This is a genomic window from Paracoccus aminovorans, assembly GCF_001546115.1.
Taxonomy (GTDB): Bacteria; Pseudomonadota; Alphaproteobacteria; order Rhodobacterales; family Rhodobacteraceae; genus Paracoccus; species Paracoccus aminovorans_B.
This window is the reverse complement of record NZ_KQ955209.1, coordinates 262,166-285,065: the sequence shown is the minus strand read 5'-3', so window position 1 is coordinate 285,065 and position 22,900 is coordinate 262,166. Positions and strand designations below refer to the sequence as shown.

The 22,900-nt window shown below is 68.2% G+C and carries 21 protein-coding genes; 14 read left to right on the top strand and 7 right to left on the bottom strand.

Features of this window, described 5'->3' with window-relative positions; translation table 11 throughout:
• Positions 1–22: 22 nt before the first annotated feature.
• Both ASV56_RS13295 and ASV56_RS13290 read left to right on the top strand, forming a co-directional pair.
• Complete coding sequence (locus ASV56_RS13295; protein ID WP_198019311.1) at positions 23–220, top strand: type II toxin-antitoxin system HicA family toxin; 198 nt, start codon at positions 23–25, stop codon at positions 218–220.
• Positions 217–609, top strand: a complete 393-nt coding sequence (locus tag ASV56_RS13290; protein WP_062562555.1) for a type II toxin-antitoxin system HicB family antitoxin — start codon at positions 217–219, stop codon at positions 607–609. Before ASV56_RS13295 ends, ASV56_RS13290 begins: the two co-directional genes overlap by 4 nt.
• Here the strand turns inward: ASV56_RS13290 and cobS are convergent.
• Positions 606–1,580: a cobaltochelatase subunit CobS gene (gene cobS / locus ASV56_RS13285; RefSeq protein WP_018000870.1), complete on the bottom strand. Its 975-nt coding sequence runs from the start codon at positions 1,578–1,580 to the stop codon at positions 606–608. The genes ASV56_RS13290 and cobS overlap by 4 nt on opposite strands.
• Before the next feature lie 135 nt (positions 1,581–1,715).
• Here cobS and ASV56_RS13280 point away from each other — a divergent pair, with 135 nt between their 5' ends.
• Positions 1,716–2,684, top strand: a complete 969-nt coding sequence (locus ASV56_RS13280; RefSeq protein ID WP_062562554.1) for a DUF808 domain-containing protein — start codon at positions 1,716–1,718, stop codon at positions 2,682–2,684.
• A gap of 58 nt (positions 2,685–2,742) precedes the next feature.
• Positions 2,743–4,122 carry an FAD-binding oxidoreductase gene (locus ASV56_RS13275; RefSeq protein WP_062562553.1) on the top strand — a complete coding sequence of 460 codons (1,380 nt, stop codon included), beginning with the start codon at positions 2,743–2,745 and terminating at the stop codon, positions 4,120–4,122.
• A gap of 4 nt (positions 4,123–4,126) precedes the next feature.
• Here the strand turns inward: ASV56_RS13275 and ASV56_RS13270 are convergent, their stop codons facing one another.
• Together ASV56_RS13270 and ASV56_RS13265 are read right to left on the bottom strand one after the other, a co-directional pair.
• On the bottom strand, positions 4,127–5,806 hold the full coding sequence (locus ASV56_RS13270; RefSeq protein WP_062562552.1) for a hypothetical protein: 1,680 nt from the start codon (positions 5,804–5,806) through the stop codon (positions 4,127–4,129).
• Positions 5,803–6,591, bottom strand: a complete 789-nt coding sequence (locus ASV56_RS13265; RefSeq protein ID WP_156429167.1) for a hypothetical protein — start codon at positions 6,589–6,591, stop codon at positions 5,803–5,805. Before ASV56_RS13265 ends, ASV56_RS13270 begins: the two co-directional genes overlap by 4 nt.
• Positions 6,592–6,965: 374 nt before the next feature.
• Between ASV56_RS13265 and ASV56_RS13260 the strand changes: the two genes are divergently transcribed.
• The 6 genes from ASV56_RS13260 to ASV56_RS13235 all read left to right on the top strand — a co-directional run bounded on the left by ASV56_RS13260 (position 6,966) and on the right by ASV56_RS13235 (position 13,606).
• Positions 6,966–7,751, top strand: coding sequence for a glycoside hydrolase family 25 protein (locus ASV56_RS13260; RefSeq protein WP_062562550.1), 786 nt, complete (start codon positions 6,966–6,968; stop codon positions 7,749–7,751).
• Positions 7,727–8,383: a CPBP family glutamic-type intramembrane protease gene (locus ASV56_RS13255; RefSeq protein WP_062562549.1), complete on the top strand. Its 657-nt coding sequence runs from the start codon at positions 7,727–7,729 to the stop codon at positions 8,381–8,383. The genes ASV56_RS13260 and ASV56_RS13255 overlap by 25 nt, the downstream gene beginning before the upstream one ends.
• A gap of 61 nt (positions 8,384–8,444) precedes the next feature.
• Positions 8,445–10,220 (top strand): aspartate--tRNA ligase, encoded by a 1,776-nt coding sequence (gene aspS / locus ASV56_RS13250; RefSeq protein ID WP_062562548.1) that lies wholly within the window; start codon positions 8,445–8,447, stop codon positions 10,218–10,220.
• A 131-nt stretch (positions 10,221–10,351) separates the two neighbouring features.
• Entirely contained in the window at positions 10,352–11,719 is a 1,368-nt protein-coding gene (locus tag ASV56_RS13245) for a DUF1800 domain-containing protein (RefSeq protein ID WP_062562547.1), read from the top strand.
• Positions 11,720–11,722: 3 nt separating this feature from the next.
• Positions 11,723–12,904, top strand: coding sequence for a DUF1501 domain-containing protein (locus tag ASV56_RS13240; RefSeq protein ID WP_062562546.1), 1,182 nt, complete (start codon positions 11,723–11,725; stop codon positions 12,902–12,904).
• 18 nt (positions 12,905–12,922) lie between these two features.
• Complete coding sequence (locus ASV56_RS13235; protein WP_062562545.1) at positions 12,923–13,606, top strand: GNAT family N-acetyltransferase; 684 nt, start codon at positions 12,923–12,925, stop codon at positions 13,604–13,606.
• A 7-nt stretch (positions 13,607–13,613) separates the two neighbouring features.
• On the opposite strand, the gene ASV56_RS13230 is transcribed toward ASV56_RS13235, so the two are convergent.
• Both ASV56_RS13230 and ASV56_RS13225 read right to left on the bottom strand, forming a co-directional pair.
• Positions 13,614–15,206 carry a DHA2 family efflux MFS transporter permease subunit gene (locus ASV56_RS13230; RefSeq protein ID WP_062562544.1) on the bottom strand — a complete coding sequence of 531 codons (1,593 nt, stop codon included), beginning with the start codon at positions 15,204–15,206 and terminating at the stop codon, positions 13,614–13,616.
• Positions 15,207–15,209: 3 nt separating this feature from the next.
• Positions 15,210–16,403: an HlyD family secretion protein gene (locus ASV56_RS13225; RefSeq protein ID WP_062562543.1), complete on the bottom strand. Its 1,194-nt coding sequence runs from the start codon at positions 16,401–16,403 to the stop codon at positions 15,210–15,212.
• Between the two features lie 185 nt (positions 16,404–16,588).
• On the opposite strand from ASV56_RS13225, the gene ASV56_RS13220 reads away from it, so the two are divergent.
• Complete coding sequence (locus ASV56_RS13220) at positions 16,589–17,236, top strand: TetR/AcrR family transcriptional regulator (RefSeq protein ID WP_062562542.1); 648 nt, start codon at positions 16,589–16,591, stop codon at positions 17,234–17,236.
• A 277-nt stretch (positions 17,237–17,513) separates the two neighbouring features.
• Here ASV56_RS13220 and ASV56_RS13215 read toward each other — a convergent pair whose 3' ends face one another.
• A complete protein-coding gene (locus ASV56_RS13215) occupies positions 17,514–18,473 on the bottom strand; it encodes a GlxA family transcriptional regulator (protein WP_062562541.1) in 960 nt (319 codons plus the stop codon).
• 96 nt (positions 18,474–18,569) lie between these two features.
• Here ASV56_RS13215 and ASV56_RS13210 point away from each other — a divergent pair, with 96 nt between their 5' ends.
• From ASV56_RS13210 to ASV56_RS13200, 3 genes are read left to right on the top strand one after another with little or no spacing between them, the layout of a single operon-like run.
• Positions 18,570–19,493: a 3-dehydrocarnitine:acetyl-CoA trimethylamine transferase BcoG gene (locus ASV56_RS13210; protein ID WP_062562540.1), complete on the top strand. Its 924-nt coding sequence runs from the start codon at positions 18,570–18,572 to the stop codon at positions 19,491–19,493.
• Complete coding sequence (locus ASV56_RS13205) at positions 19,490–20,911, top strand: carnitine 3-dehydrogenase (RefSeq protein ID WP_062562539.1); 1,422 nt, start codon at positions 19,490–19,492, stop codon at positions 20,909–20,911. The genes ASV56_RS13210 and ASV56_RS13205 overlap by 4 nt, the downstream gene beginning before the upstream one ends.
• 3 nt (positions 20,912–20,914) lie before the next feature.
• Positions 20,915–21,904, top strand: coding sequence for a GlxA family transcriptional regulator (locus tag ASV56_RS13200; protein WP_062562538.1), 990 nt, complete (start codon positions 20,915–20,917; stop codon positions 21,902–21,904).
• Here the strand turns inward: ASV56_RS13200 and choX are convergent.
• Positions 21,893–22,831 carry a choline ABC transporter substrate-binding protein gene (choX, locus tag ASV56_RS13195; RefSeq protein WP_062562537.1) on the bottom strand — a complete coding sequence of 313 codons (939 nt, stop codon included), beginning with the start codon at positions 22,829–22,831 and terminating at the stop codon, positions 21,893–21,895. The two genes, ASV56_RS13200 and choX, sit on opposite strands and share 12 nt — an antisense overlap.
• Positions 22,832–22,900: the final 69 nt, after the last annotated feature.

The following is a 22,900-nucleotide window of genomic DNA, read 5'->3' as shown; positions in this document are numbered from 1 at the left end:
GCGTGCGCATATAAATACACATATGGAGATCCTGCGAAGCAGCCGGGACATTGTGAGACGGCTGGAGGCCGAGGGGTGGGCCCTGATCTCGATCAGGGGCTCGCATCACAAATTCCGCAAGGATGCGCGGACGGTCATCGTGCCGCATCCGAAAAAGGATCTGCCGATTGGAACCGCGCGCAGCATCGCGCGCATGGCAGGCTGGCTGGAGGGCGAATGAAAACCTATCTTGCGCTGGTGGAAAAGGATGAGGACAGCGCCTTCGGCATCCGTTTTCCGGACCTGCCGGGCTGCTTTTCGGCTGCGGATGCCGAAAACGACATCCTGCCCAATGCGGTCGAGGCCATTGAATTGTGGTTCGAGGACCAGCCCATCACGGCACCGGGGTCCTTGCGCGATATCGCCGCGGAATGCGCCGAGGAGCTGGCGGCAGGGGCATTTCTGATCGCCGTGCCGCATGTCAGGCGCAGCACGCGGCAGCGCCGGGTGAATGTCAGCCTGGATGCCGGGACGCTGGAGGCGATTGATACGGCGGCGGGTCAGTTGGGGCTGACCCGATCAGGTTTTCTGGCGATGGCGGCCCTGAACGAGATCAAGGGCGGGCATTAGCCCGCCTTGACCGCCGCGCTTTCCGGCAGTTCCTCGTCGAACAGGCGCTGATAGAACTCGGCCACCGTCTGGCGCTCCAGCTCGTCGCATTTGTTCAGGAAGGTCAGCCGGAACGCATAGCCCACGTTGTCGCCGAAGATCCGCGCGTTCTGCGCCCAGGCGATCACCGTGCGCGGGCTCATCACCGTGGACAGGTCGCCCTGCATGAAAGCGGTGCGGGTCAGGTCGGCCAGTGTCACCATCTGGTTGATGATCTTGCGGCCCTTCTCGGTGTTGTAGGTCGGGTTCTTGGCCAGGACGATGGCGGCCTCGGCGTCATGCGACAGGTAATTCAGCGTCGAGACCAGCGACCAGCGGTCCATCTGGCCCTGGTTGATCTGCTGCGTGCCGTGGTAAAGGCCGGTGGTGTCGCCCAGGCCCACGGTGTTCGCGGTCGCGAACAGGCGGAAATAGGGATTCGGCGTGATGACCTCATTCTGGTCCAAGAGCGTCAGCTTGCCGTCGGCCTCCAGCACGCGCTGGATCACGAACATCACGTCGGCGCGGCCGGCGTCGTATTCGTCGAAGACGATGGCGGTCGGGTTGCGCAGCGCCCAGGGCAGGATGCCTTCGTGGAACACCGTGACCTGCTTGCCGTCCACCAGCTTGATCGCGTCCTTGCCGATCAGGTCGATGCGGCTGACGTGGCTGTCCAGGTTCACCCGCACGCAGGGCCAGTTCAGCCGCGCGGCGACCTGCTCGATATGGGTCGACTTGCCGGTGCCGTGATAGCCCTGGATCATCACCCGGCGGTTGTAGGCAAAGCCGGCCAGGATCGCCAGCGTGGTGTCCGGGTCGAACTTGTAGGTGGTGTCGATCTCGGGCACGCGGTCGGTGCGCTCGGCAAAGCCCTTGACCTTCATGTCGCTGTCAAGGCCGAAGACCTCGCGCAGGTCGATTTCCTCGGTCGGTTTCGCGTTCACGTCCAGCATGGTCTCGGCCCTTTCATCGCAACGGCGCCTAGATTGCGCATTCGCCGGGCATAAGCAAGCGAACATGCGGAACCGGCCTTGTCCTTGCCGGATTATCCCCGCAGTTTCGGCAGGCAGGATCAAAGGGGAAAACGGATGAGCGGACTTCTGGCGCTGCTGGACGACGTGGCGGGGATCGCCAAGATCGCGGCCGCCTCGGTCGACGACGTGGCCGGACAGGCGGCCAAGGCCGGGGCCAAGGCGGCGGGCGCGGTGATCGACGACGCGGCGGTGACGCCGAAATACGTGCATGGCTTTTCCGCCGCGCGCGAGGTGCCGATCGTCCTGAAGATCGCCCGCGGCTCGATCTTCAACAAGCTGGTGATCCTGCTGCCGATCGCGCTGCTGCTCTCGGCCTTCGCGCCCTGGCTCATCACGCCCTTGCTGATGATCGGCGGCGCCTATCTGTGCTTCGAGGGCGCCGAGAAGATCTTTCACGCGCTCGCCCACGACCACGGCAACGACCCGCACCTGACCGTGACGCCCGGGGGCGCCGCGGGCCTCGAGGAAGAGCGCGTCAGGGGCGCGATCAAGACCGATTTCATCCTCTCGGCCGAGATCATGACCATCGCGCTCGCCGCGATCCCGAACGGCGACGCGATCTGGATGAAGGCGCTGATCCTCGCTGTGGTGGCGGTGGGCATCACCGTCGCGGTCTACGGTTTCGTGGCGCTGATCGTGAAGGCCGACGACTTCGGCCTGCACCTGCACGAGCGCGGCGGCCCCACCGCGGCGCTGGGGCGCGGCATCGTGCATGTCATGCCGGGCTTCATGAAGGTGCTGACCGTGGTCGGCACCGCGGCGATGATCTGGGTCGGCGGCCAGATCGTCGTGCACGGGCTGCACGTGCTGGGCCAGCACCAGCCCTATGAATGGATCCACCACATGGCCGAGGCGGCCGCCCAGGCCATGCCCGCCGCGCCCGGCGCCGCCGCCTGGGTGACCACCGCCTTCTTCGACGGCATCTTCGGGGTGATCCTGGGCATGATCCTGATCCCGGTCGCGCATTATGTCGTCTCGCCCGCCATCGGCGCGGTGAAGGGGCTGTTCGGCGCGCGGGCCTGACCTTGCGGGCGGCGCGCGGTCGGCTTTAAGAACGGCCATGCCCAGCCAGGAGGAGCCCATGCCGATTCCCGCCGCCGCCGCCGAGGCGCTTGCCGCGCTGCTTGGCCCCCGCTTCTCGACCAGCGGCGCCGACCGCGAGCTGCATGGCCAGTCCGAATCCTGGCACCGCGCGCCGCCGCCCGATGCCGTGGCCTGGCCCGAGACCACCGGCGAGGTCGCGCAGGTCGCCGCCATCTGCCATGCCCACCGCGTGCCGCTGATCGGCTGGGGCACCGGCACCTCGCTCGAGGCGCAGGCGCTGGCCACGCAGGGCGGGCTGGTCCTCGACATGCTGCGCATGGACCGGGTGCTCGAGATCCGCGCCGATGACCTGCAGGCGACCGTCCAGCCCGGCTGCACGCGCGAGGCGCTGAACCAGGAGCTGCGCGCCACCGGCCTGTTCTTCCCGGTCGATCCCGGCGCCAACGCCAGCCTCGGCGGCATGGCCTCGACCCGCGCCTCGGGCACCACGGCGGTGCGCTACGGCACCATGCGTGACAATGTGCTGGCGCTCGAGGTCGTGCTGGCCGACGGCCGCGTGATCCGCACCGGCACCCGCGCCGCGAAATCCTCGGCCGGCTACGACCTGACCGGGCTCTTCGTCGGCGCCGAGGGCACGCTCGGCATCATCACCGAGCTGACCCTGCGCCTGCACGGCCAGCCCGAGGAGACCGCCGCCGCGGTCTGCGGCTTTCCGACGCTGGAGCAGGCGGTGGAATGCGTGACCGCGACCATCCAGTCCGGCATCCCCATGGCGCGGATCGAGTTCATCGACGCCGACGTGGTGCGCGCCTTCAACCGCTTCTCGGGCACCCAGATGCACGAGGGCCCGCATCTGATGGTCGAGTTCCACGGCGCCCCCGCCTCGGTCCGGGGCGATGCCGAGGCCTTCGGCGCGCTGGCCGCGGACTTCGGCGGCACCGGCTTCGACTGGGCCACCACGCCCGAGGCCCGCGCCGCGCTGTGGAAGATGCGCCACAACGCCTATCGCTCCTGCCTGGCGCTGCGGCCGGGCTGCACGGCGGTCGTCACCGATGTCTGCGTGCCCATGTCGCACCTGCCGGCGGCGGTGGCCGAAGCCGCGGCCGACATCCGCGCCGAGGGCCTGCTGGGCCCGATGGTCGGCCATGTCGGCGACGGCAATTTCCACGCCCAGATCCTGGTGATGCCCGGCGACGCGGCGGAACTGGCCGCCGCCAAGCGCGTCGCCACCCGCATGGCCGAGCGCGCGCTGGCCGTCGGCGGCACCATCACCGGCGAGCATGGCGTGGGCATCGGCAAGCTGCCCTTGATGCGCGCCCAGCACGGCGAGGCGGTCGCGGTCATGGCCGCGATCAAGCAGGCGCTGGACCCGCAGGGCATCATGAACCCGGGCAAGCTGGTGCCGGGGGCGGGCTGAGCCATCAGGGCGCGGGACAGCCCTTGGAGGTGATCGGGGGCAGGCTCTGCGCACGCAACGCCAGCCACACTTCGATCTCGTTCCAGGGCGCGCCCGGCTCGGCCTTTCCATCACCGTCTTCGTCCAGCGCAAGCGCCATATTGCGCGAGACCTGATGCGGGGTGTCGCTTTCTGGCCCCATATCCGCGATCAGATCATCGACCGGAAGCTCGGTTTCGCCGGCAAAATGGCGGTTGGAGAAAAATCGGCGATGCTGCTCCAGCGTCAGCTTCACGCGCAGCATCTCGCCCGGACGCAGCCCCTGCCCCGAGACGCGCACCGGCGCGCGAAATGCCACGTCCTCGCTGGCCTCGAAGCGCTCGATCTCCCTCGCGACATCGTTCACCGTCGCGGTCCCGGACAGGTCGCGGTTTTCGCGCAGATCCGGGGGCAGATAGCCACTGATTCCCATGCCGTAAAGCTCCACGGTGGCGGCTTCGTTCGTCAGCACCGGCAGCATTTCGTTGGCGATCTCCTTCAGCGCGGGAAGGGTCTGCAGACCTTCGACCTCATCGCGCAGATCGTTGACCGCCGTGCCCTGCCGCAGCGCGGCATTGCTGCGGAGCGCGTCATATCGGTCCAGCAGTTCCTTTGCCTTTTCGCACATCGCGGCCGAGCCGCCTTGCGTAAGCTCATATGCGGTGAATTTGCCGTGCGCGACACGCTTGCCCTGCCCCTCCATTTCCTTGCTTTTATCCGTCAGTGCTTTCTCAAGAGCCGCACGGACGGCCTGCTTCTGTTCCACGATATCCGCGCGCAACTCGTCCTCGAACTCTTCCCGGTTGAAATATTCGTCCAGTTCGATGATCGCCTTGTCGATGGCCACCCAGGCGATCACCGCACCGCCGGCGCCGCAGGCCGCCGCGATCGGCCCGCTCCAGGAACATGCGGCCGCACCCGAGCCAGCGCCGGTCAGGACACCACCGACCTTGGTCGTGCCCTTTGCAGCCACCTTCTTGGCGATGGTCGCACCCAGTTTCTTGGCCACGGTCTTGGACGCCACCTTGGTGGCGGCCAACGCCGCAACGGTCGATGCCGCCGAGGCCACCGGTGCGGTCACGCTGACGCGTTGCATCAGGTCGGTTTTGATAGTCTGCACGATATGGTCGAAACCGGGATCCTGCTTGCCGTTCTCAATCTTGGCGACGACATCCTGAAGCTGCCGTATGTAGAGATCTCCGAACTTCTGATTGAGCTTCGCCGTCTCGTCTTTCAGGCGCTGGTCCATTCCGTTGAACACATACTGTTGCAAGGCGGTTTCGGATTTCGGCAGGGCCGCGCCAAGAAGCTCGCTATACTCACCGCGCAGCGAATAGTGAAATTTGGCATAGCGAGGAATACCGTCAAAGGCTGGCTGAAAGATGCGGTCCAGCGCCTCATCAAGGTGTTTCTGGATCTCTTCCCGGACTTTCTGCGGCAATACGGCGAGCATCTCCTCGAACCGGGTGCGTTTGCTCGCCTGACTGTTTTCCGGCACCGCGACTGGCGCGGCGGCGGGATCAGGTTGCCGCATCGCGCCAAGCACCGCCAGGGCGCCGGTGCCGATGACCAGCACCCCGATGGTCAGCCAGAAGAAGAAGCTGACGCCTCGGCCATGCCGGCGGCGCTGCGGCGCCGGTTTCTGTCCCTCGGGGGTGCCGGTCACGCGGTTTCTCCGGTCGAAGCAGGGGGATGCGCCAGCAGCAGGTGCTCGGTGAGGTCGGTCAGCAGGATGCTGGCGCGGGTCGCGACGAAGCCGAACAGAGCGGCGTCGAGGCTTGGCCACAGGGTCAGCCAGCCGTGTTCCCGATGCTGGACGATGAACCAGATCTTGGCGCCTTGCAGGGCATAAGGCAGTGCCATGATTTCGGCCAGAACGCCCCGACGCTCGGGCAGCGCATCCATGCCAAGCTGCATAGCTTCGCCAAAACCTGCCCGCAGGAACTCATCGGGGTATGTGGTGAATTTCCAGGAAAGCCACACGATCACCGGACAGGCGAGCGCCGCGCAAAGCCAGCTCGACAGCCGCATCGAGTAGGCGCGCCCGAACGGATGGTTGAAGGATCGCGCCAGCCGGTTCTCGATCAGCAGAAACACCCAGCCCGAGATCACGCAGACCGCAATCACCAGCCCGGTCTCGGGCAGGGTCAGGTTCAGCGCCTGCCACGCCATAACCGGCAGCGACAGCGCGATAAAGCCCACGGCGCCCGCCAGCGAACTCAGCCGCCCGGTCAGGATCCGGGTCAGCCGCGAGCCGGGCCGCAGCGTCAGCAGCATCCGCGCCCGGTAGTCTTCCCGCAGGATGGCGATTTGCGCCACCAGCAACAACACGCCCAGCGGCAACAGGCAGGCCAGCGCCCAGTCGCTGTCGCGGTAGATCTCGCGCCACAGATAGAGACTGCAGGCCATGATGAAGACCGCAAGCGGCGCGGCCAAGATTCTGGTTAGCAAGGCGAAAACCCGGTGATCGTTATGCGAGCATCTTGCCGAACCGGCCGATTTCCGCAAGGGCTGTCGCCGGACCAGTCATTCTCGTCCCACACCCGGACAGAGGTGCCGCCGGCGCTTTCGACAGGGACAGGCTGTCAGCGGTAACCCTCACCCCCGCGGCGCGCAGCCGGTGTACGGCCTGTGCACGCGCGGTGTACGCCCGCTGCACCCGTGTCACAGCCGAAATCCGCACCTTTCCAGCGGCTTGCCGGCCGCGCCCTGCCGACCCCGCACGCCGCACAAACTCGTGAGCGTCACGCCATCGTGACATGGCGCCCCACCTTTGCGATAAGGGGCGAAAGCGCCGAGGACAGGCGCATGGGGCAGAGGGCAAGATGAGAATTCTCGGCAGGATATTGACGGTCTTGTTGCTGGTCGCCGTGGCGGCCTGCGGGCGCGGCCCGTCGCAAAGCCGCGCGGTGATGGCGGGACAGGGGCTGGGACCGAAGTTCGGCGACAGCGCCCCCCATGCCTGGGTCGGCGGCCATCCCTATGACCATCCGGTGCATGGCATTGATATCTCTCGCTATCAGGGGAATATCGACTGGGGCACGGTGCGCGGATCCGGCATCAGCTTCGCCTTCATCAAGGCGACCGAGGGCGGCGACTGGGTCGACCCGAACTTCCGCCGCTACTGGGCCGAGGCGGCGCAGGCCCGTATCCCGCGCGGCGCCTATCACTATTTCTACTTCTGCCGCTCGGGCACGCAGCAGGCGGCCTGGTTCATCCAGAACGTGCCGCGCGAACGCGGCGCCATGCCGCCGGTGGTGGACCTGGAATGGACGCCCTCGAAAACCTGCCCGCGCCGGCCGCCGGCCGACGAGGTGCTGCGGGAAGCCAAGATCTTCAAGGACATCCTGCACCAATACTACGGCCAGCGCCCGATCATCTATACCACGGTGGACTTCTACCGCGACAACAACCTGTCGCGCTGGCCCGAGGAATTCTGGCTGCGCTCGGTCGCGGGTCACCCGCGCATCGTCTACCCCGGCCAGCCCTACAGCTTCTGGCAATATACCGGGACCGGCGTGGTGCCGGGCGTCGGCGGTAACGTGGACCTGAACGTGTTTGCGGGTTCTCCCGCCCAGTGGCGGGCATGGCTGAACCGGCGGCTTCAGTAAACCGCGCCCTGCTCCGGGCCGAGTTCGCGGCGCTCTATATCGGGGCGCCGCTGGCCATTGCGCTGTTCATGCCCGGGCATATGCTGTTCGAGGCGCTGGCCCTGTTCAGCCTGGCGGGGCTGGCGCTTCTGTGGTTCACCGGCGGCTTCGACTGGCGCGGGCTGGTCTATGGCTGGGGCCGGCTGCCCTGGCTGGAAATCCTGGGCATGATCCTGATCACCACCGCGCTGGGCGCCGCGATCCTGTGGTTCTCGCGCCCCGGCGCCATCTTCAGCATGGCGCGGCAGCGGCCCGAGTTCCTGCTGGTGATCTGGAGCTTCTACCCGATCCTGTCCGCCCTGCCGCAAGAGCTGATCTTCCGGCCGCTGTTCTTTCACCGCTACGGCGCCATCCTGCCGCGCGGGCAGGCGGCCATCGCGCTGAACGCGGCGGTGTTTTCCTTTGCGCATCTGATGTACTGGTCCTGGATCGTCGCGGCGCTGACGCTGGTCGGCGGCTGGTTCTTCGCCCGCGCCTATCTGAAGTTCGGCTTTCCGGCGGCCTGGGCCCTGCATGCCGTGGCCGGGAACGCGCTGTTCACCGTCGGCATGGGGGTCTATTTCTATTCCGGCAACGTGGTACGGCCGTTCTGATCGCTTGACTTCCCCCGGCGCAGGCGGTTCATGCGTGACCGAATACGCAAGGGGAAAATCGATGAGCGCCTATCGCAGCCACACCTGCGGCCAGCTGACGGCCGCCAATGCCGGTGAAACCATCCGCCTGTCGGGCTGGGTCCACCGGGTCCGAGATCATGGCGGCGTGCTGTTCATCGACCTGCGCGACCATTACGGCATCACCCAGGTCATCGCCGACAGCGACAGCCCGGCCTTTGTCGCCCTGGAAAAGCTGCGCGCCGAGACGGTGATCCGCATCGACGGCAAGGTCAAGCTGCGCGACGCGAGCCTGGTGAACCCCAAGCTGCCCACCGGCGCGATCGAGGTCTATGCCACCGATGTCGAGATCCTCGGCCCCTCGGACGACCTGCCGCTGCCGGTCTTCGGCGACCAGGACTATCCCGAGGAAACCCGCCTCGCCTATCGCTTCCTCGACCTGCGCCGCGAGTCGCTGCATAACAACATCATGCTGCGCAGCCAGGTGGTCCGCTCGATCCGCAACCGGATGTGGGACCAGGGTTTTACCGAATTCCAGACCCCGATCATCACCGCGTCCAGCCCCGAGGGTGCGCGCGACTTCCTGGTGCCCTCGCGGCTGCATCCGGGCAAGTTCTATGCCCTGCCGCAGGCGCCGCAGCAGTTCAAGCAGCTGATCATGGTCGCGGGCTTCGACAAGTATTTCCAGATCGCGCCCTGCTTCCGCGACGAGGACCCTCGCGCCGACCGCTCGCCCACCGACTTCTACCAGCTCGACCTTGAAATGTCCTTCGTCGAGCAGGAGGATGTGTTCGCCGCCATCCAGCCGGTGATCCAGGGCCTGTTCGAGGAATTCGGCGGCGGCCGCCCGGTCGATGCCGACTGGCCGCGCATCCCCTATGCCGAGGCGATGCTGAAATACGGCAGCGACAAGCCCGACCTGCGCAACCCGATCGAGATGCAGGTGGTCAGCGACCATTTCCGCGGCTCGGGCTTCGCGATCTTCGCGAAACTCCTGGAACAGGACGGCACCGAGGTCCGCGCCATTCCCGCGCCCACCGGCGGCTCGCGCAAGTTCGCCGACCGCATGAACGCCTTTGCGCAACAGCAGGGCCTGCCGGGCATGGGCTATATCTTCTGGCGCAAGGCTGAGGACGGCTCGACCGAGGCTGCCGGTCCCATCGCCAAGGCGCTCGGCCCGGAAAAGACCGAGGCGATCCGCCTGCAATTGGGTCTGGGCGAGGGCGACGCCGCCTTCTTCCTGGGCGGCAAGCCCGAGGCCTTCGAGGCCGTCGCCGGCCGGGCCCGCAACGAGATCGGCCGCGAGCTGGGCCTGACCGACGAGCACCAGTTCAAATTCGCCTGGATCGTCGATTTCCCGATGTATGAAAAGGGCGACGACGGCAAGATCGACTTCTCGCACAACCCGTTCTCGATGCCGCAGGGCGGGCTCGAGGCGCTGTCGGGCGACCCGCTGGCGGTCAAGGGCTATCAGTATGACCTGGCCTGCAATGGCTACGAGCTGATCTCGGGCGCGATCAGGAACCACAAGCCCGAGATCATGTTCAAGGCCTTCGAACTGGCCGGCTATGGCCATGACGAGGTGGAAAAGCGCTTTGGCGGCATGGTCAAGGCCTTCCGCTATGGCGCGCCGCCGCACGGCGGCTGCGCGGCCGGCATCGACCGCATCGTCATGCTGCTGGCGGATGAGCAGAACATCCGCGAGGTCATCATGTTCCCGATGAACCAGCGCGCCGAGGACCTGATGATGGGCGCGCCCAGCGAGCCCACGAACGAGCAGCTGCGCGAATTGCGGCTGCGCGTGCTGCCGAAGGAATGACGGCTGCGGCCCGCGCCATGCGCGGGCCTTTGCCGCATTGCGGCACTTGAAGAAAGCGTGAACTGACCTTTGCCGCCGACCGTGCCATAACCCCTTCGGGGACGCGCGATCCCCGGCGATGGAAGGCACGCATGAGCATTGGTTTTCCCGAGATGGCGGCGATCCGGCTGGGCTTCGGCCTGTCGCCGCTGATGCCGCCGCCGGCCGACGCGGCGGCGGTGCTTACTGGCCCCGCCAATGCCGGCCCGGGCCCCGAGGCCATGACCACCGCCGAGGCCAGCCGCATCGCCCGCACCTTCCGCGAGGGGATCAAGGCCCGCCGCGAGGGCCGGCCCGAGCCGCCCGAGTCGATCGCGGCCAATCGCCAGCTGGGCACCCTGCAGGTCGATGACCTGCGCCGCCGGGTGATCCGCGCCGTGGACGACCCCATCGGCTTCGGCGAAAGGCTGGTGCAGTTCTGGTGCGACCATTTCACCGCGCGCGCCATCAACAAGGTCAATACCGGCCTTGGGCTGGCCTATCAGGACGAGGCGATCCGCCCGCATGTGAACGGCCGCTTCGAGGACATGCTCTTCGCCGCCGAGACGCATCCGATGATGCTGATCTATCTCGACCAGGTGTCGAGCCGGGGGCCGAACTCGCCCTTCGTCAAGCGCCGGCCTGACCGCCATTTCGGCCTGAACGAGAACCTGGCGCGCGAGGCGATGGAGCTGCATACGCTGGGCGCCGGCGCCAAATACAGCCAGAAGGACGTGCGCCAGCTGGCCGAACTGCTGACGGGTCTGGGCTTTTCGCATGACGAGGGCTTCACCTTCAAGCCGGCGCTCGCCGAGCCGGGGGCCGAGACGGTGCTGGGCAAGAGCTATGGCGGCAACCGGCGCGGCGGGCTCGACGACATCCGCGCCGCGTTTCGCGACCTCGCCCGCCGGCCCGAGACCGCGCTTTACGTCTCGAGGAAGCTGGCGGTGCATTTCGTCTCGGACAATCCGCCGCAGGATCTGGTGCAGGCCATGGCCGATGTCTGGCGCGAAAGCCACGGCGACCTGCCGCAGGTCTATCGCGTGCTGGTGACGCATCCGGCGCTGGCCCGGAACCTGCGCGCCAAGGTGCGCCAGCCCTTCGACCTGACGGTGACGGGGTTGCGCGCGCTGGGGGTGACGGGACAGCAGATCGCGGCGCTGGACGAGCAGATGTTCCGCCGCGCGGTCTGGAACCACCTGCCGGTGATGGGCCAGCCCTGGAACCAGCCGAAAGGCCCGGACGGCTGGCCCGAAGAGGCCGGGGCCTGGATCGCGCCGCAGACCATGGCCGCGCGCATCAACTGGGCGCTGCGCATGCCGCGCCTGCTGCTGCCGGAACTGCCCGACCCGCGCGAGATGCTGGTCTCGGCCTTCGGCGGCACGCAATCCGAGCAGCTTTCCTGGGCGGTGCCCAAGGCCGAAAGCGCGGCCGAGGGCGTGGTGCTGATCCTCGCCTCGAGCGACTTCAACCGGAGGTAGGCGATGCTGCAACTGGACCGCAGGCTGTTTCTGAAAAGCGCGGCGCTGCTCGGCTGCTCGGCCGCGGCGCATCCCCTGATGAACAGCATGACCTTTGCCGCGCTGCCCTCGGACAACCGGCTGGTGGTGATCATCCTGCGCGGCGCCATGGACGGGCTGGACGCGATCCAGCCCTATGGCGACCCGATGCTGCGCAAGCTGCGCCGCGACCTGTCGCTGGGGCCCGATGCCGGGGCGCTGGACCTCGACGGCTTCTATGCCCTGCACCCGCGACTGGGGCCGCTGCTGCCCCTGTGGCAAAAGGGCGAGCTGGCCTTTGCCCATGCCGTCTCGACCCCCTATCGCGACAAGCGCAGCCATTTCGACGGCCAGGACGTGCTGGAGGCCGGGACCGGCAACGACCTGCCGGTGGACCGACGGCTGGGCGGCTGGCTGAACCGGCTGCTGCAGGCGGTGCCGGGTGCGAGTTCGGAAACCGCCTATGCGGTCGGGATCGAGCAGATGAAGATCCTGGAAGGCGAGGCCGCGCATATGGCCTGGGCGCCGCGCGCCGCGCTGAGCCTGTCGCCGCAGGCGCAGCTGCTGCTGGAGCATGTCTATCACGACGACCCGCTGTTCCGCGACGCCGCCCGCGATGCGGTGCAGATCGGCGCCGAGAGCCCGGCCATGGAAAAGACCACCGGCCCGACCGGCGATGCGCAGTCTCTGGCCGCCTTTGCCGCCAACCGGCTGAACGGGGAAAGCCGCATCGCCGCTTTCTCGATCCCGGGCTGGGACAGCCACGCCAATCAGGCGCCGGTGATCGGGCGCGGCTTCGACCGGCTCGCCGCCGCGATCCTGGCGCTGCGCGACGGCCTGGGTGCGAACTGGCAGCGCACCACCGTGCTGGCCATGACCGAATTCGGCCGCACCGTGCGCGAGAACGGCTCGGGCGGCACTGACCACGGCACCGGCGGCGCACTGATCATGGCCGGCGGCGCGATCAAGGGCGGCCGCGCCTATGGCGACTGGCCGGGCCTGGGCGAGGGCCAGCTTTACGCCGGCCGCGACCTGATGCCCCTGCGCGACATTCGCGCCTATGCCGCCTGGGCCATGCGCGGGCTCTTCGGGCTGGAACCGGGGGTGCTGGAGCGCGCGGTGTTTCCGGGGCTTGACCTTGGCGGCGATCCGAAGATGCTCGCCTGAGCCTTCAGGGAGAGCAGCATGGCAGAGCGTCCGACCGGCCCCGTCGTCACCGGCTTCGTCCCGCCGCCCGCCCCCGGTCCGGAGCGGATCGAGGGCCGGTTCGTCACCCTGGAACGGCTGGACCCGGCGCGCCATGCCGAGGACCTGTTCGCGGCCAACCAGGGCCAGGATTGGGTCTGGGACTATCTCGGCTATGGCCCCTTCGCCGACCTGGAGGTCTATCGCACCTGGCAGGCGGGCATGGCCGAAAGCCGCGACCCGTTCTTCTATGCCCTGCGCGACCGGGCGAGCGGCACGGTGGGCGGGCTCGCCTCGTTCCTGCGCATCGATCCGCGCAATGGCGTGATCGAGATCGGCCATATCGAGATCGCGCCGGCGATGCAGCAGACCCCCGCCGCGACCGAGGCGATTTCGCTGATGATCGGCTGGGCCTTCGGCGTCGGCTATCGCCGGGTCGAGTGGAAATGCGACGCGCTGAACGCGCCGTCGCGCCGCGCTGCCCTGCGCTATGGCTTCAGCTTCGAGGGCATCTTCCGCCAGCACATGATCTATAAAGGCCGCAACCGCGACACCGCCTGGTTTGCCATCATCGACCGCGACTGGCCGCGCTTGGCGCGGGCGCATGCGGATTGGCTCGCGCCGGGGAACTTCGACGACACGGGCGGCCAGCGCCAAAGCCTGTCGGCGCTGACGGCCCCGTGACGCGGGCTCAGTGACCGCCGCCGCCGCCCGCGCCGGCTTGCGGCTTTTCCACGAACAGCAGCAGCAGCGCCAGCGCGGCGAAAAGCCCGGTCAGCAGCACGAAGATGTCGGCCAGCGACATCACCACCGCCTGCAACTGCGCCATGCCCGAGATGCTGGCCAGCGCCGCGGTCTCGGCCGCCTCGCCCAGCGAGGAATAGGCCTGCTCCAGCATGCCGATGGCGCCGGTCGCGGCCTGGTTGCCGGGATGCACGCTTTCGGCGATGCGGGCATAGTGGAAATCCTCGCGATTGCGCAGGATCGTGTTGATCAGCGCCAGCCCGACCGCGCCGCCCAGGTTGCGGGTCAGGTTGAACAGGCCCGAAGCGTTCTTGACCTTCTCGGGCGGCAGCATGCCAAGCGCGATGTTCGACACCGGCACCATGCAGATCATCAGCGAGATCCCGCGCAGGATCTGCGGCAGGAAGATTTCCCAATAATCCCAGTCCTCGGTCAGCCCGGCCATCATCCAGCAGCTGAGCGAGAACAGCGCGAAACCCGCCCCCATCATCAGCCGCGGGTCCAGCTTCTGCGACAGTCGGCCGGCGACGGGCGCGGTCAAAAACATCGAGATGCCCGAGACCATCATCGCTTCGCCGATCTGCAGCGAGTTGTAGCCGCGGATCCCCGACAGATAGACCGGGAAGATGTAGATCAGCCCGTAAAGCCCAATGCCGAGGCCGAAGGAAAACACCGAGCCCATGGCGAAGTTGCGGTCGGCAAAGGCGTCCAGCCGCACGATGGGCTCGTCGGCGGTGAAGGCGCGCCAGAAGAACAGGAAGCCCCCGGCCAGCATCACCCCGGTCATGGCGACGATGCCCTCATCCGCGAACCAGTCGTCGCCGGCGCCCTCCTCGAGCACGTATTCCATCGCGCCCAGCAGCAGCGCCAGCCCCAGGAAGCCCCACCAGTCGAAGCGCTGGAACAGGCTCAGATCCGGCTTGTCGAAGTCGATCAGCAGGAAGGCTGCCGTGGTGACGATGATGCCCGGCACTACGTTGATGAAGAACAGCCAGTGCCAACTGAGATATTCGGTCAGATAGCCGCCCAGCGTCGGCCCGATGGTCGGCGCCAGCGTCGCCACCAGCCCGATCATGGGCGAGACGATATGCATCTTGGAACGCGGAAAGATCGTATAGGCGCAGGCAAAGACCGTCGGGATCATCGCCCCGCCGACGAAGCCCTGCAAGGCACGCCAGACGATCATCTCGGACATCGAATTCGACAGCCCGCACAGCAGGCTCATCAGCGTGAAGCCGCCGGCCGAGATGGTGAAGACCCAGCGCGTGGACAGCATCCGCGACAGATAGCCCGACAGCGGGATCATGATGACCTCGGCGATCAGGTAGGAGGTCTGGATCCACGGGATCTCGTCGCTGGATGCGGCCAGCCCGGCCTGGATTTCCGACAGCGAGGCCGAGACGATCTGGATGTCCAGGATCGCCATGAACATGCCCAGCACCATCAGCATGAAGGTGACCAGGCGGCGCGGATCGATGCGGTCGGGATCCGGCGCGGGCAGGGCGCCCGGTTGGGTCGCGGCCGGGCTGGCGGCAGCCATGGCCTAGCCCCGCATGCCGGGGGCGCCCGAGTCCAGCGCGCTGGTCGCGGCCGCGCCGGGTTCGGCCCGGGCCGGGTTGGCGGCGGGGGCGGGCATCAGCGGCCGATCCTCGCCGGTGCGGGTGTCGACCTCGACCACGACGGACATGCCGGGGCGCAGCGGCAGGCGGCTGCGGTCCTGGTCGTCGATGCGGATGCGCACCGGCACGCGCTGCACGACCTTGGTGAAATTGCCGGTGGCATTCGACGAGGGCAGCAGGCTGAACACCTGGCCGGTGCCGGCGGTCAGGCTTTCGACCGTGCCGTGCAGCAACTCGTCGGGCCAGGCGTCGACGCGGATCTGCACGCTGCCGCCCGGGCGGATGCCGGCGATCTGCGTCTCCTTGAAGTTCGCGCCGACATAAAGGTTCTCGACCGGGACCAGCGTGCCGATGCGCGAGCCCGGCGCGACATAGGAGCCGACCTCGATCTGGCGCTCGGTCAGGATGCCGGCGAAGGGCGCGCGGATCTGGGTAAAGTCCAGATCGCGCTGCGCCTGGCGCAACCCGGTGCGGGCGGCGCGGACCTGGAGTTTCGCGCTGTCGGCTTCTGCGTTCAGCACCGCCAGCTGCGCCTCGGCCTGCGCCAGCGCCGCCTTGGCGCTCTCGACCTGGGCGGCGGCGGATTTGGCGCTGGCCTCGGCCGAATCCAGCGAGGCCTGGGTGCCGACCGAGGTGGTCTTCAGCTCGCGCGCCCGGCGATAGGCCTTTTGCGCGCCGTCGTTGGTGGCCTGGGTGGCGGTCAGCGCCGCCTCGGCCTGCTGGATGCCGGCCCGGCCCGCGGTGATCTGCGCCTCGAGCTGGCGGGTCGCGCTTTCGGCACTCGCCAGCGTATTGGCGGCGTTTTCCAGCGCCAGCTGGTAGTCCTGCGGGTCGATGCGGGCGATCACCTGGCCCTTGGCCACCGGGGCGTTGGGCGCGACCAGGATCTCGGCGATATAGCCGGTGTCGCGGGCCTGCAGCATCACCAGGTCGGCCTGCAGATAGGCATCGTCGGTTTCCTGGTGAAAGCGGCCGTGGGTGAACCAGCGAAAGCCCTCATAGCCGATCACGGCCAGCAGCAGCAGGGCGACGATGCCCAGGATGCGCTTGGCCTTGCCGGATTTCGGCTTGCTCGCGGGGGTGCCGGGGGCCTGGGGGGCGTCGGGGGTCGAAGTCATCACTGGGCCTTTCAGAACGCAAGCCGCCGTTGCGCGCGAACCCGGCCTTTGGCGAGTCGGGTCGGTGGTTGCGGCTCCATACCATTGACCGAACGGTTCGGTCAATGGTATCCGGGGCCGTCGGCGGGCTGGACCGCGCTGCCGGCGGCGGCGTAATCTGCCGCGCAACCCGCAAGGAGGCAGGCTTGAACGATCCCGTCAGCACCGGCTGCGACTGCGACCCGCGCGCGGACGTCGAGGACAACCCCAAGCGTCGCCAGATCCTGGACGGCGCGCGGCGGATGTTCCTGTCGCAGGGGTTCGAAGGCGCCTCGATGCAGGATGTCGCCCGGGCGGCGGGGGTCTCCAAAGGCACGCTCTACGTCTATTTCGACAGCAAGGAGGCGATGTTCGAGGCGCTGGTCCTGCATGAATGCGGCCGGTTGCAGCGCACGATCCGCGAGCTTGGCAGCGGCAAGGGCGCGGTCGAGGACGAGCTGCGCCAGATCGCCCGCACCATGATCGACACGCTGCTGCAGGGCGAGGTTCTGGCCGCGATGCGCATGATGATCGGCGCGGGCGAGAAGTTCCCCGACCTCGCGCGCCGCATCTATCGCGCCGGACCGATGCACTCGATCGAGACCCTGGCCGAATATTTCCAGGGCCGCGTGGCGCGCGGCGACCTGGCGATTCCCGATTGCACCGAAGCCGGGGCGGAATTCGTCGACCTGGTGCTGGCCGGGTTGCAGCGCCGGGCGCTGCTGATGATGGACCCGCTGGAGCCGGCGCAGATCGACGGCTTCGTCCAGCGCCGCGTCGCGCGCTTCCTCGCGGTCTATGCCCCGCCGGGCTGAGTCTGCGCGTCGCCTTGGAGAGTCGCCATCCTGGCCCTTGGTACCGGCGCCGACGTGGCCTTCGTGATGAGCCTGCAGACCGTCCGCATGTTTCGGCGTGGTGATCCTCGGGCCGTTGCCTCCGGCTGGCCGCATGCTGCTGCGCCGCCGGGGCGGCCGGCCCTGAAAACCCCGGAGAAGGTCCCCGTGACCCGGCCGGTTGGCCATGCCCTGTTGTTTCGGCGCCTTCACGGCGCGTCAAGCTCGCCTGCGCAATGGCGTTGATCGACAGACGCCCCTAGGCACGCTCCGAGACAAGAGGGTCGTGGACGCATTCACCGGCTCGGCCGGTCGACTGCCTGATCGGGTGGCCGTGGGCGCGGCGATAGGCCTTGCTCAGCGAAGCCGCGTCGCAATAGCCGCAGCGCAGGGCGATTTCGCGCAGGCCAAGCCCGGTGCTGGCGGCCAGCTCGCGCGCCTGCGACAGCCGCAGCATCTGGAAATAGCGGCCCGGCGCCATGCCGGTCTCGGCCCGGAACAGCCGGTCCAGCTTGCTGAGCGAAACGCCGCAGCGCGCGGCGATCTCGGGCAGCGGCATCGGCGTCTCGATCGACCCGATCATCAGGTTCATCGCCTGCCGCAGCCGCGCCGTGCCCTTGCGGGGCAGGCCGGGCAGGGCCGGGCCGGCCTCGCCCCGGCCGGCGTCATGCAGAAACATCGACGAGGCGACGAAGGCATTGGCCTGGCCGAACCGCCGGGCGATGAAGGCCAGGATCAGGTCCAGCGCACCGGCCGCGCCGCCACAGGACCAGAAGCGGTCCGCCATCACATAGGGCGCGGGGTCGGCCTGCACCTCGGGAAAGGCCTCGGCGAATTCGCCGAGCAGCGACCAGTGCAGGGTGGCGCGTCGCCCGCGCAGCAGGCCCGCCGCCGCCAGAAGCCACGGCCCGCTGTCGGCGCCGATCACGATGCGGCTTTGCCGCGCCAGCGCCAGGATGCGGCGCGGCCCGGCCCCGCCGGCGTGGTCGCGATAGCCATAGCCCGCGACCACCACCAGCAGCTCGAACTCTGCCACCGCAGCCTCGTCGGGCGCGACGGACAGCCCGCTGGAGGACCGCACCGGGCCGCCGTCGGGGGTCATGACCTGCCAGCGGATGTCGATCCCGGCCTGGTCGCGGACCGCCCGCAGGGGTTCCAGCAGGCAGGACAGGACCATGTTCGAGAAGCCGTCGAAAAGCAGGAAGCCGACGCGGACCATGAAATGCTGACCTGTTTGGATAATCCGGTGACAGGATAGGACAATCCAGAAGCCGTGCAACCCCCTAGCATCGGGCATGCCAACCATGAGTTCGCCATGCCCCTTGCCATGAATCGGGACGTCTTCATCACCTGCGCCGTGACCGGATCGGGCGGCACGCAGGACCGCTCGCCGCACGTGCCGCGCAGTCCGAAACAGATCGCCGAAAGCGCCATCGCGGCGGCCAAGGCCGGCGCGGCGGTGGTCCATTGCCACGTCCGCGACCCCGAGACCGGCGCGCCCTCGCGCAAGCTGGACTATTACCGCGAGGTGACCGACCGCATCCGCGCGGCCGAGGTGGACGTGGTGCTGAACCTGACCGCCGGCATGGGCGGCGACATGGTCTTCGGCAATACCGAGGCGCCGTTTCCGCTGAACGCAGCCGCGACCGACATGGTCGGCGCGACCGAGCGCATGGCCCATGTCGCCGAATGCCTGCCCGAGATCTGCACCCTCGATTGCGGCACGATGAATTTCGCCGAGGCCGATTACGTGATGACCAACACGCCCGGCATGTTGCGGGCGATGGGCGGCATGATGACCGCCCTGGGCGTCAAGCCCGAGATCGAGGCCTTCGACACCGGCCATCTGTGGTTCGCCAAGCAACTGGTCGAGGAAGGCACGCTGGCCGGCCCGGCGCTGGTGCAGCTGTGCATGGGCGTGCCCTGGGGCGCGCCGAACGACCTGAACACCTTCCTGGCGATGGTGAACGCGGTGCCCTCGGACTGGACCTGGTCGGCCTTCAGCCTGGGCCGCGACCAGATGCCTTTCGTCGGCGCCTCGGTGCTGGCGGGCGGCAACGTGCGCGTGGGGCTGGAAGACAACCTGTGGCTGGGCAAGGGCCAGCTTGCCACCAATGCGCAGCTGGTCGAGCGCGCCGCGACCATCATCGAGAACCTGGGCGCCCGGGTGATCGGTCCTGCCGAGGTGCGCGAACGCCTTGGGCTGGTGAAGCGCGCGCCGAAAGGAGCCGCGGCATGAGCAAGGCGGCGATCATCGGCGGCGGCGTCATCGGCGGCGGCTGGGCCGCGCGTTTCCTGCTGAACGGCTGGGATGTGGCGGTCTTCGACCCCGACCCGCAGGCCGAGCGCAAGATCGGCGAGGTGCTGGCGAATGCCCGCCGGGCGCTGCCCGCGCTTTACGACTGCGCGCTGCCGCCCGAGGGCCGGCTGAGCTTCCACGCCGACATGGCCGAGGCCGTGGCGGGCGCCGCCTGGATCCAGGAAAGCGTCCCCGAGGTGCTGGCGCTGAAGCACAAGATCCTGCCCGCCATTGCGGCGGCGGCCGGGCCGGATGCGGTGATCGGCTCATCCACCTCGGGCTTCAAGCCGTCCGAGCTGAACGCGGCGGGCACCAATGCGGTGGTGGCGCATCCCTTCAACCCCGTCTACCTGCTGCCGCTGGTCGAGCTGGTGGGCGACGGCGCCACCTGCGCGCGGGCCGCCGACATCCTGCGCGGCATCGGCATGTTCCCCCTGATCGTGCGGAAAGAGATCGACGCCCATATCGCCGACCGCTTGCTCGAGGCGGTGTGGCGCGAGGCGCTGTGGCTGGTCAAGGACGGCATCGCCACCACCGAGGAGATCGACGAATCGATCCGCATGGCTTTCGGCATCCGCTGGGCGCAGATGGGCCTGTTCGAGACCTATCGCATCGCCGGCGGCGAGGCCGGGATGAAGCATTTCATGGCCCAATTCGGTCCGGCGCTGTCCTGGCCCTGGACCAAGCTGATGGACGTGCCCGAGTTCAACGACGAACTGGTCGACCTGATCGCCAGCCAGTCCGACGCGCAATCCGGCCACCGCTCGATCCGCGAGCTGGAGCGGCTGCGCGACGACAACCTGGTCGGCATGATGCGGGCGCTGCGCCGCTCGGGCAGCGGTGCCGGCGGCGTCCTGCGCGCGCATGAAACGGGGCTGGCCCTGGAGGGCGAGCGCGACGGGCTGCCGATCACCGCCGCGCGCCAGGTGCCGGTGACCTGGACCGACTACAACGGCCACATGAACGAGACGCATTACCTGGAAGCCGCCTCGCTGGCCACCGACCGCTTCATGGAGATGATCGGCGCCGATGCCGATTACGTCGCCGCGGGCCAGAGCTATTTCACGGTCGAGAACCACATCCGCTATCTGGACGAGATCCACGCCGGCGACCGGCTGGTGGTGACGACGCAGGTGCTGGCGGGGCAGGGCAAGAGGCTGCACCTGTTCCACCGGCTCTGGCGCGGCGAGGTGCTGGCCGCCACGGTCGAGACGCTGCTGCTGCATACCGACCTTGCCACCCGCCGCACCAGCGCGCCCGCGCCCGCCGTGGCGGCGGCACTGGCCGATTGGGCCGGCCGCCATGCCGCCATGCCGGCCGAAGGCGCCGGCCGCTTCATCGGCCAGCCCCGGCCCTGAGGCATGGGTGGCACGGGTGACGTGACGCTGTTCCAGCGCTCCGACCAACCCCTGTGCGCCACGACCCTGGTGCTGCCGGAGGCATCGCTGATGAGTCTGGCGGCCACGCTGGACCCGCTGCGCGCGGCGAACCGCGTCATGGGGGCGGAATGCTATCGCTGGCAGGTGGTCTCGGTCGACGGCAAGCCGGTGACGACCAGCTCGGGCCTGCCGGTGCAGGTCGACGGCCCCTTCCGGCCGCAGCAGGCTTGCGATCTTCTGGTCGTAGTCGCGGCCTTCAATGTCGCCCGCCATGTCGCCCCGGCGGTGCTGGCCGCCGTGCGGCAGGGCGCGCGGCGGGCGCGGCTGGTCGGCGGCGTCGAGGCCGGTAGCTGGGTGCTGGCCCGCGCCGGCCTGCTGGACCAGCGCAAGGCCACCACGCATTGGGAGGATCTCGAGGATTTCGCCGCCCGCTTCCCGCAGGTGCGCGCCATCCCCGACCGCTGGGTGATCGACGGCCCGGTCTTTACCACCGGCGGCGCCGCGCCCACGCTGGACTTCATGCTGGCGCTGGTCCGCGCCCGCCAGGGCTTCGACGCGGCGCTGAACGTGGCCAGCCTTTACGTCTATGAAGAGATGCGCCTGCCCTCGGACGCGCAGCCGCTGGTCTCGCTGGGCCGGGCCGGGCGGATGGAGAGCCGCGTCGCCCAGGCCATCGGCATCATGGAGGCGCATCTGGACAGCCCGCTGCGCATCGCCCGCATCGCCGCGCAGGTGAAATGTTCCAGCCGAACGCTGGAGGGGCTGTTTCGCGACATCGTCCAGACCTCGCCCGCCGCCTATTACCAGTCGCTGCGGCTGCAGGCGGCGCGGCGGCTGATCACAGACACCGACCTCGGCATGGCCGAGATCGCGGTCAGGACCGGATTCGCTTCGATCGCTTCGCTGTCGCGCGCCTTCCGGCGGCGGTTCGGCCATCCGCCGACCGCCGCCAGACGCGGTTCAAAGACCTAGCGCCGCCTTGGCCGCGGGCAGGCCAGGCTCACCCGCGACGGTGGTGACATCGGCAAGCCAGGCGTCCAGCGCGGCCGGGTTCTCCTTGAGCCAGCGTTCGGCCGCGGCCTTTGGCTCCAGCCCCTCGTCAAGGACATAGGACATCATCACGTCCTCGGCCTCGACCGTGAAGGCGAGGTTCGACAGGAACTTGCCCAGGTTGGGGCATTCCCCGGACAGGCCGGCGCGGGTATTGGTTAGCACGCTCGCGGCGCCGTCATCGGGCCCGAACGTGTCGTTGCCGTCGGTCAGATAGGCCAGTTCATAGCGCACGTTCATCGGATGCGGCCGCCAGCCGAAGAACAGGATCGGCTGTTCGGCCTGGATGGCGCGCTGCACCTGGGCCAGCATGCCCTGCTCGCTGGATTCGACCAGCTCGAACCCGCCTAGGTCGAAGGCATTGTCCGAAATCGCCTGCAGGATCGTGCTGTTGGCGCTGCTGCCGGCCTCGATGCTGTAGATCTTGCCGCCGAGCTGGTCCTTGAACTTGGCAATGTCGGCATAGGTCTTGAGCCCGGCCTCGTGCGTGTAGGCGGGCACGGCGAAGCCGATCAGCGCGCCTTCCAGATTCGGGCGCACCACCTCGATCTGGCCGGCATCGACCAGCGGCTTCTGGATCGGCTCCTGAAGCGGCATCCAGTTGCCCAGGAAGATGTCGGTATCGCCCTGTTTCAGCGATTCGAAGGTGACGGCGACGGACAGGATCTGCACCTCGGGCGTATAGCCCAGGGCCTGCAACACCATGGCCGACATGGCGGTGGTGACCGAGATGTCGGTCCAGCCCACGTCCGAGAAGCTGGGGGAATGGCAGGCGGCGGGCTCTGCGGCCTCGGCCCTGGGCAGCGCAGCCAGCGAGGCCAGGACTGCGACGGCGATCTTGCGCTTCATTTTCTCTCCTCCGTTGTTGGTCCAGCCGATCCGCCAGGGTCAGCCCTGCGGAAAGGATAGCCGAGAGTT

Coding starts and splice junctions, on each gene's coding strand:
- ASV56_RS13275 (WP_062562553.1), top strand. CDS start 2,743: ATGCCGATTCCCGCCGCCGCCGCCGAGGCGCTTGCCGCGCTGCTTGGC.
- ASV56_RS13200 (WP_062562538.1), top strand. CDS start 20,915: ATGGGTGGCACGGGTGACGTGACGCTGTTCCAGCGCTCCGACCAACCC.
- ASV56_RS13245 (WP_062562547.1), top strand. CDS start 10,352: ATGAGCATTGGTTTTCCCGAGATGGCGGCGATCCGGCTGGGCTTCGGC.
- aspS (WP_062562548.1), top strand. CDS start 8,445: ATGAGCGCCTATCGCAGCCACACCTGCGGCCAGCTGACGGCCGCCAAT.
- ASV56_RS13235 (WP_062562545.1), top strand. CDS start 12,923: ATGGCAGAGCGTCCGACCGGCCCCGTCGTCACCGGCTTCGTCCCGCCG.
- ASV56_RS13260 (WP_062562550.1), top strand. CDS start 6,966: ATGAGAATTCTCGGCAGGATATTGACGGTCTTGTTGCTGGTCGCCGTG.
- ASV56_RS13215 (WP_062562541.1), bottom strand. CDS start 18,473: ATGGTCCGCGTCGGCTTCCTGCTTTTCGACGGCTTCTCGAACATGGTC.
- ASV56_RS13280 (WP_062562554.1), top strand. CDS start 1,716: ATGAGCGGACTTCTGGCGCTGCTGGACGACGTGGCGGGGATCGCCAAG.
- ASV56_RS13240 (WP_062562546.1), top strand. CDS start 11,723: ATGCTGCAACTGGACCGCAGGCTGTTTCTGAAAAGCGCGGCGCTGCTC.
- ASV56_RS13210 (WP_062562540.1), top strand. CDS start 18,570: ATGCCCCTTGCCATGAATCGGGACGTCTTCATCACCTGCGCCGTGACC.
- ASV56_RS13295 (WP_198019311.1), top strand. CDS start 23: ATGGAGATCCTGCGAAGCAGCCGGGACATTGTGAGACGGCTGGAGGCC.
- ASV56_RS13290 (WP_062562555.1), top strand. CDS start 217: ATGAAAACCTATCTTGCGCTGGTGGAAAAGGATGAGGACAGCGCCTTC.
- ASV56_RS13205 (WP_062562539.1), top strand. CDS start 19,490: ATGAGCAAGGCGGCGATCATCGGCGGCGGCGTCATCGGCGGCGGCTGG.
- cobS (WP_018000870.1), bottom strand. CDS start 1,580: ATGCTGGACGTGAACGCGAAACCGACCGAGGAAATCGACCTGCGCGAG.
- ASV56_RS13255 (WP_062562549.1), top strand. CDS start 7,727: ATGGCTGAACCGGCGGCTTCAGTAAACCGCGCCCTGCTCCGGGCCGAG.
- ASV56_RS13225 (WP_062562543.1), bottom strand. CDS start 16,403: ATGACTTCGACCCCCGACGCCCCCCAGGCCCCCGGCACCCCCGCGAGC.
- ASV56_RS13230 (WP_062562544.1), bottom strand. CDS start 15,206: ATGGCTGCCGCCAGCCCGGCCGCGACCCAACCGGGCGCCCTGCCCGCG.
- choX (WP_062562537.1), bottom strand. CDS start 22,831: ATGAAGCGCAAGATCGCCGTCGCAGTCCTGGCCTCGCTGGCTGCGCTG.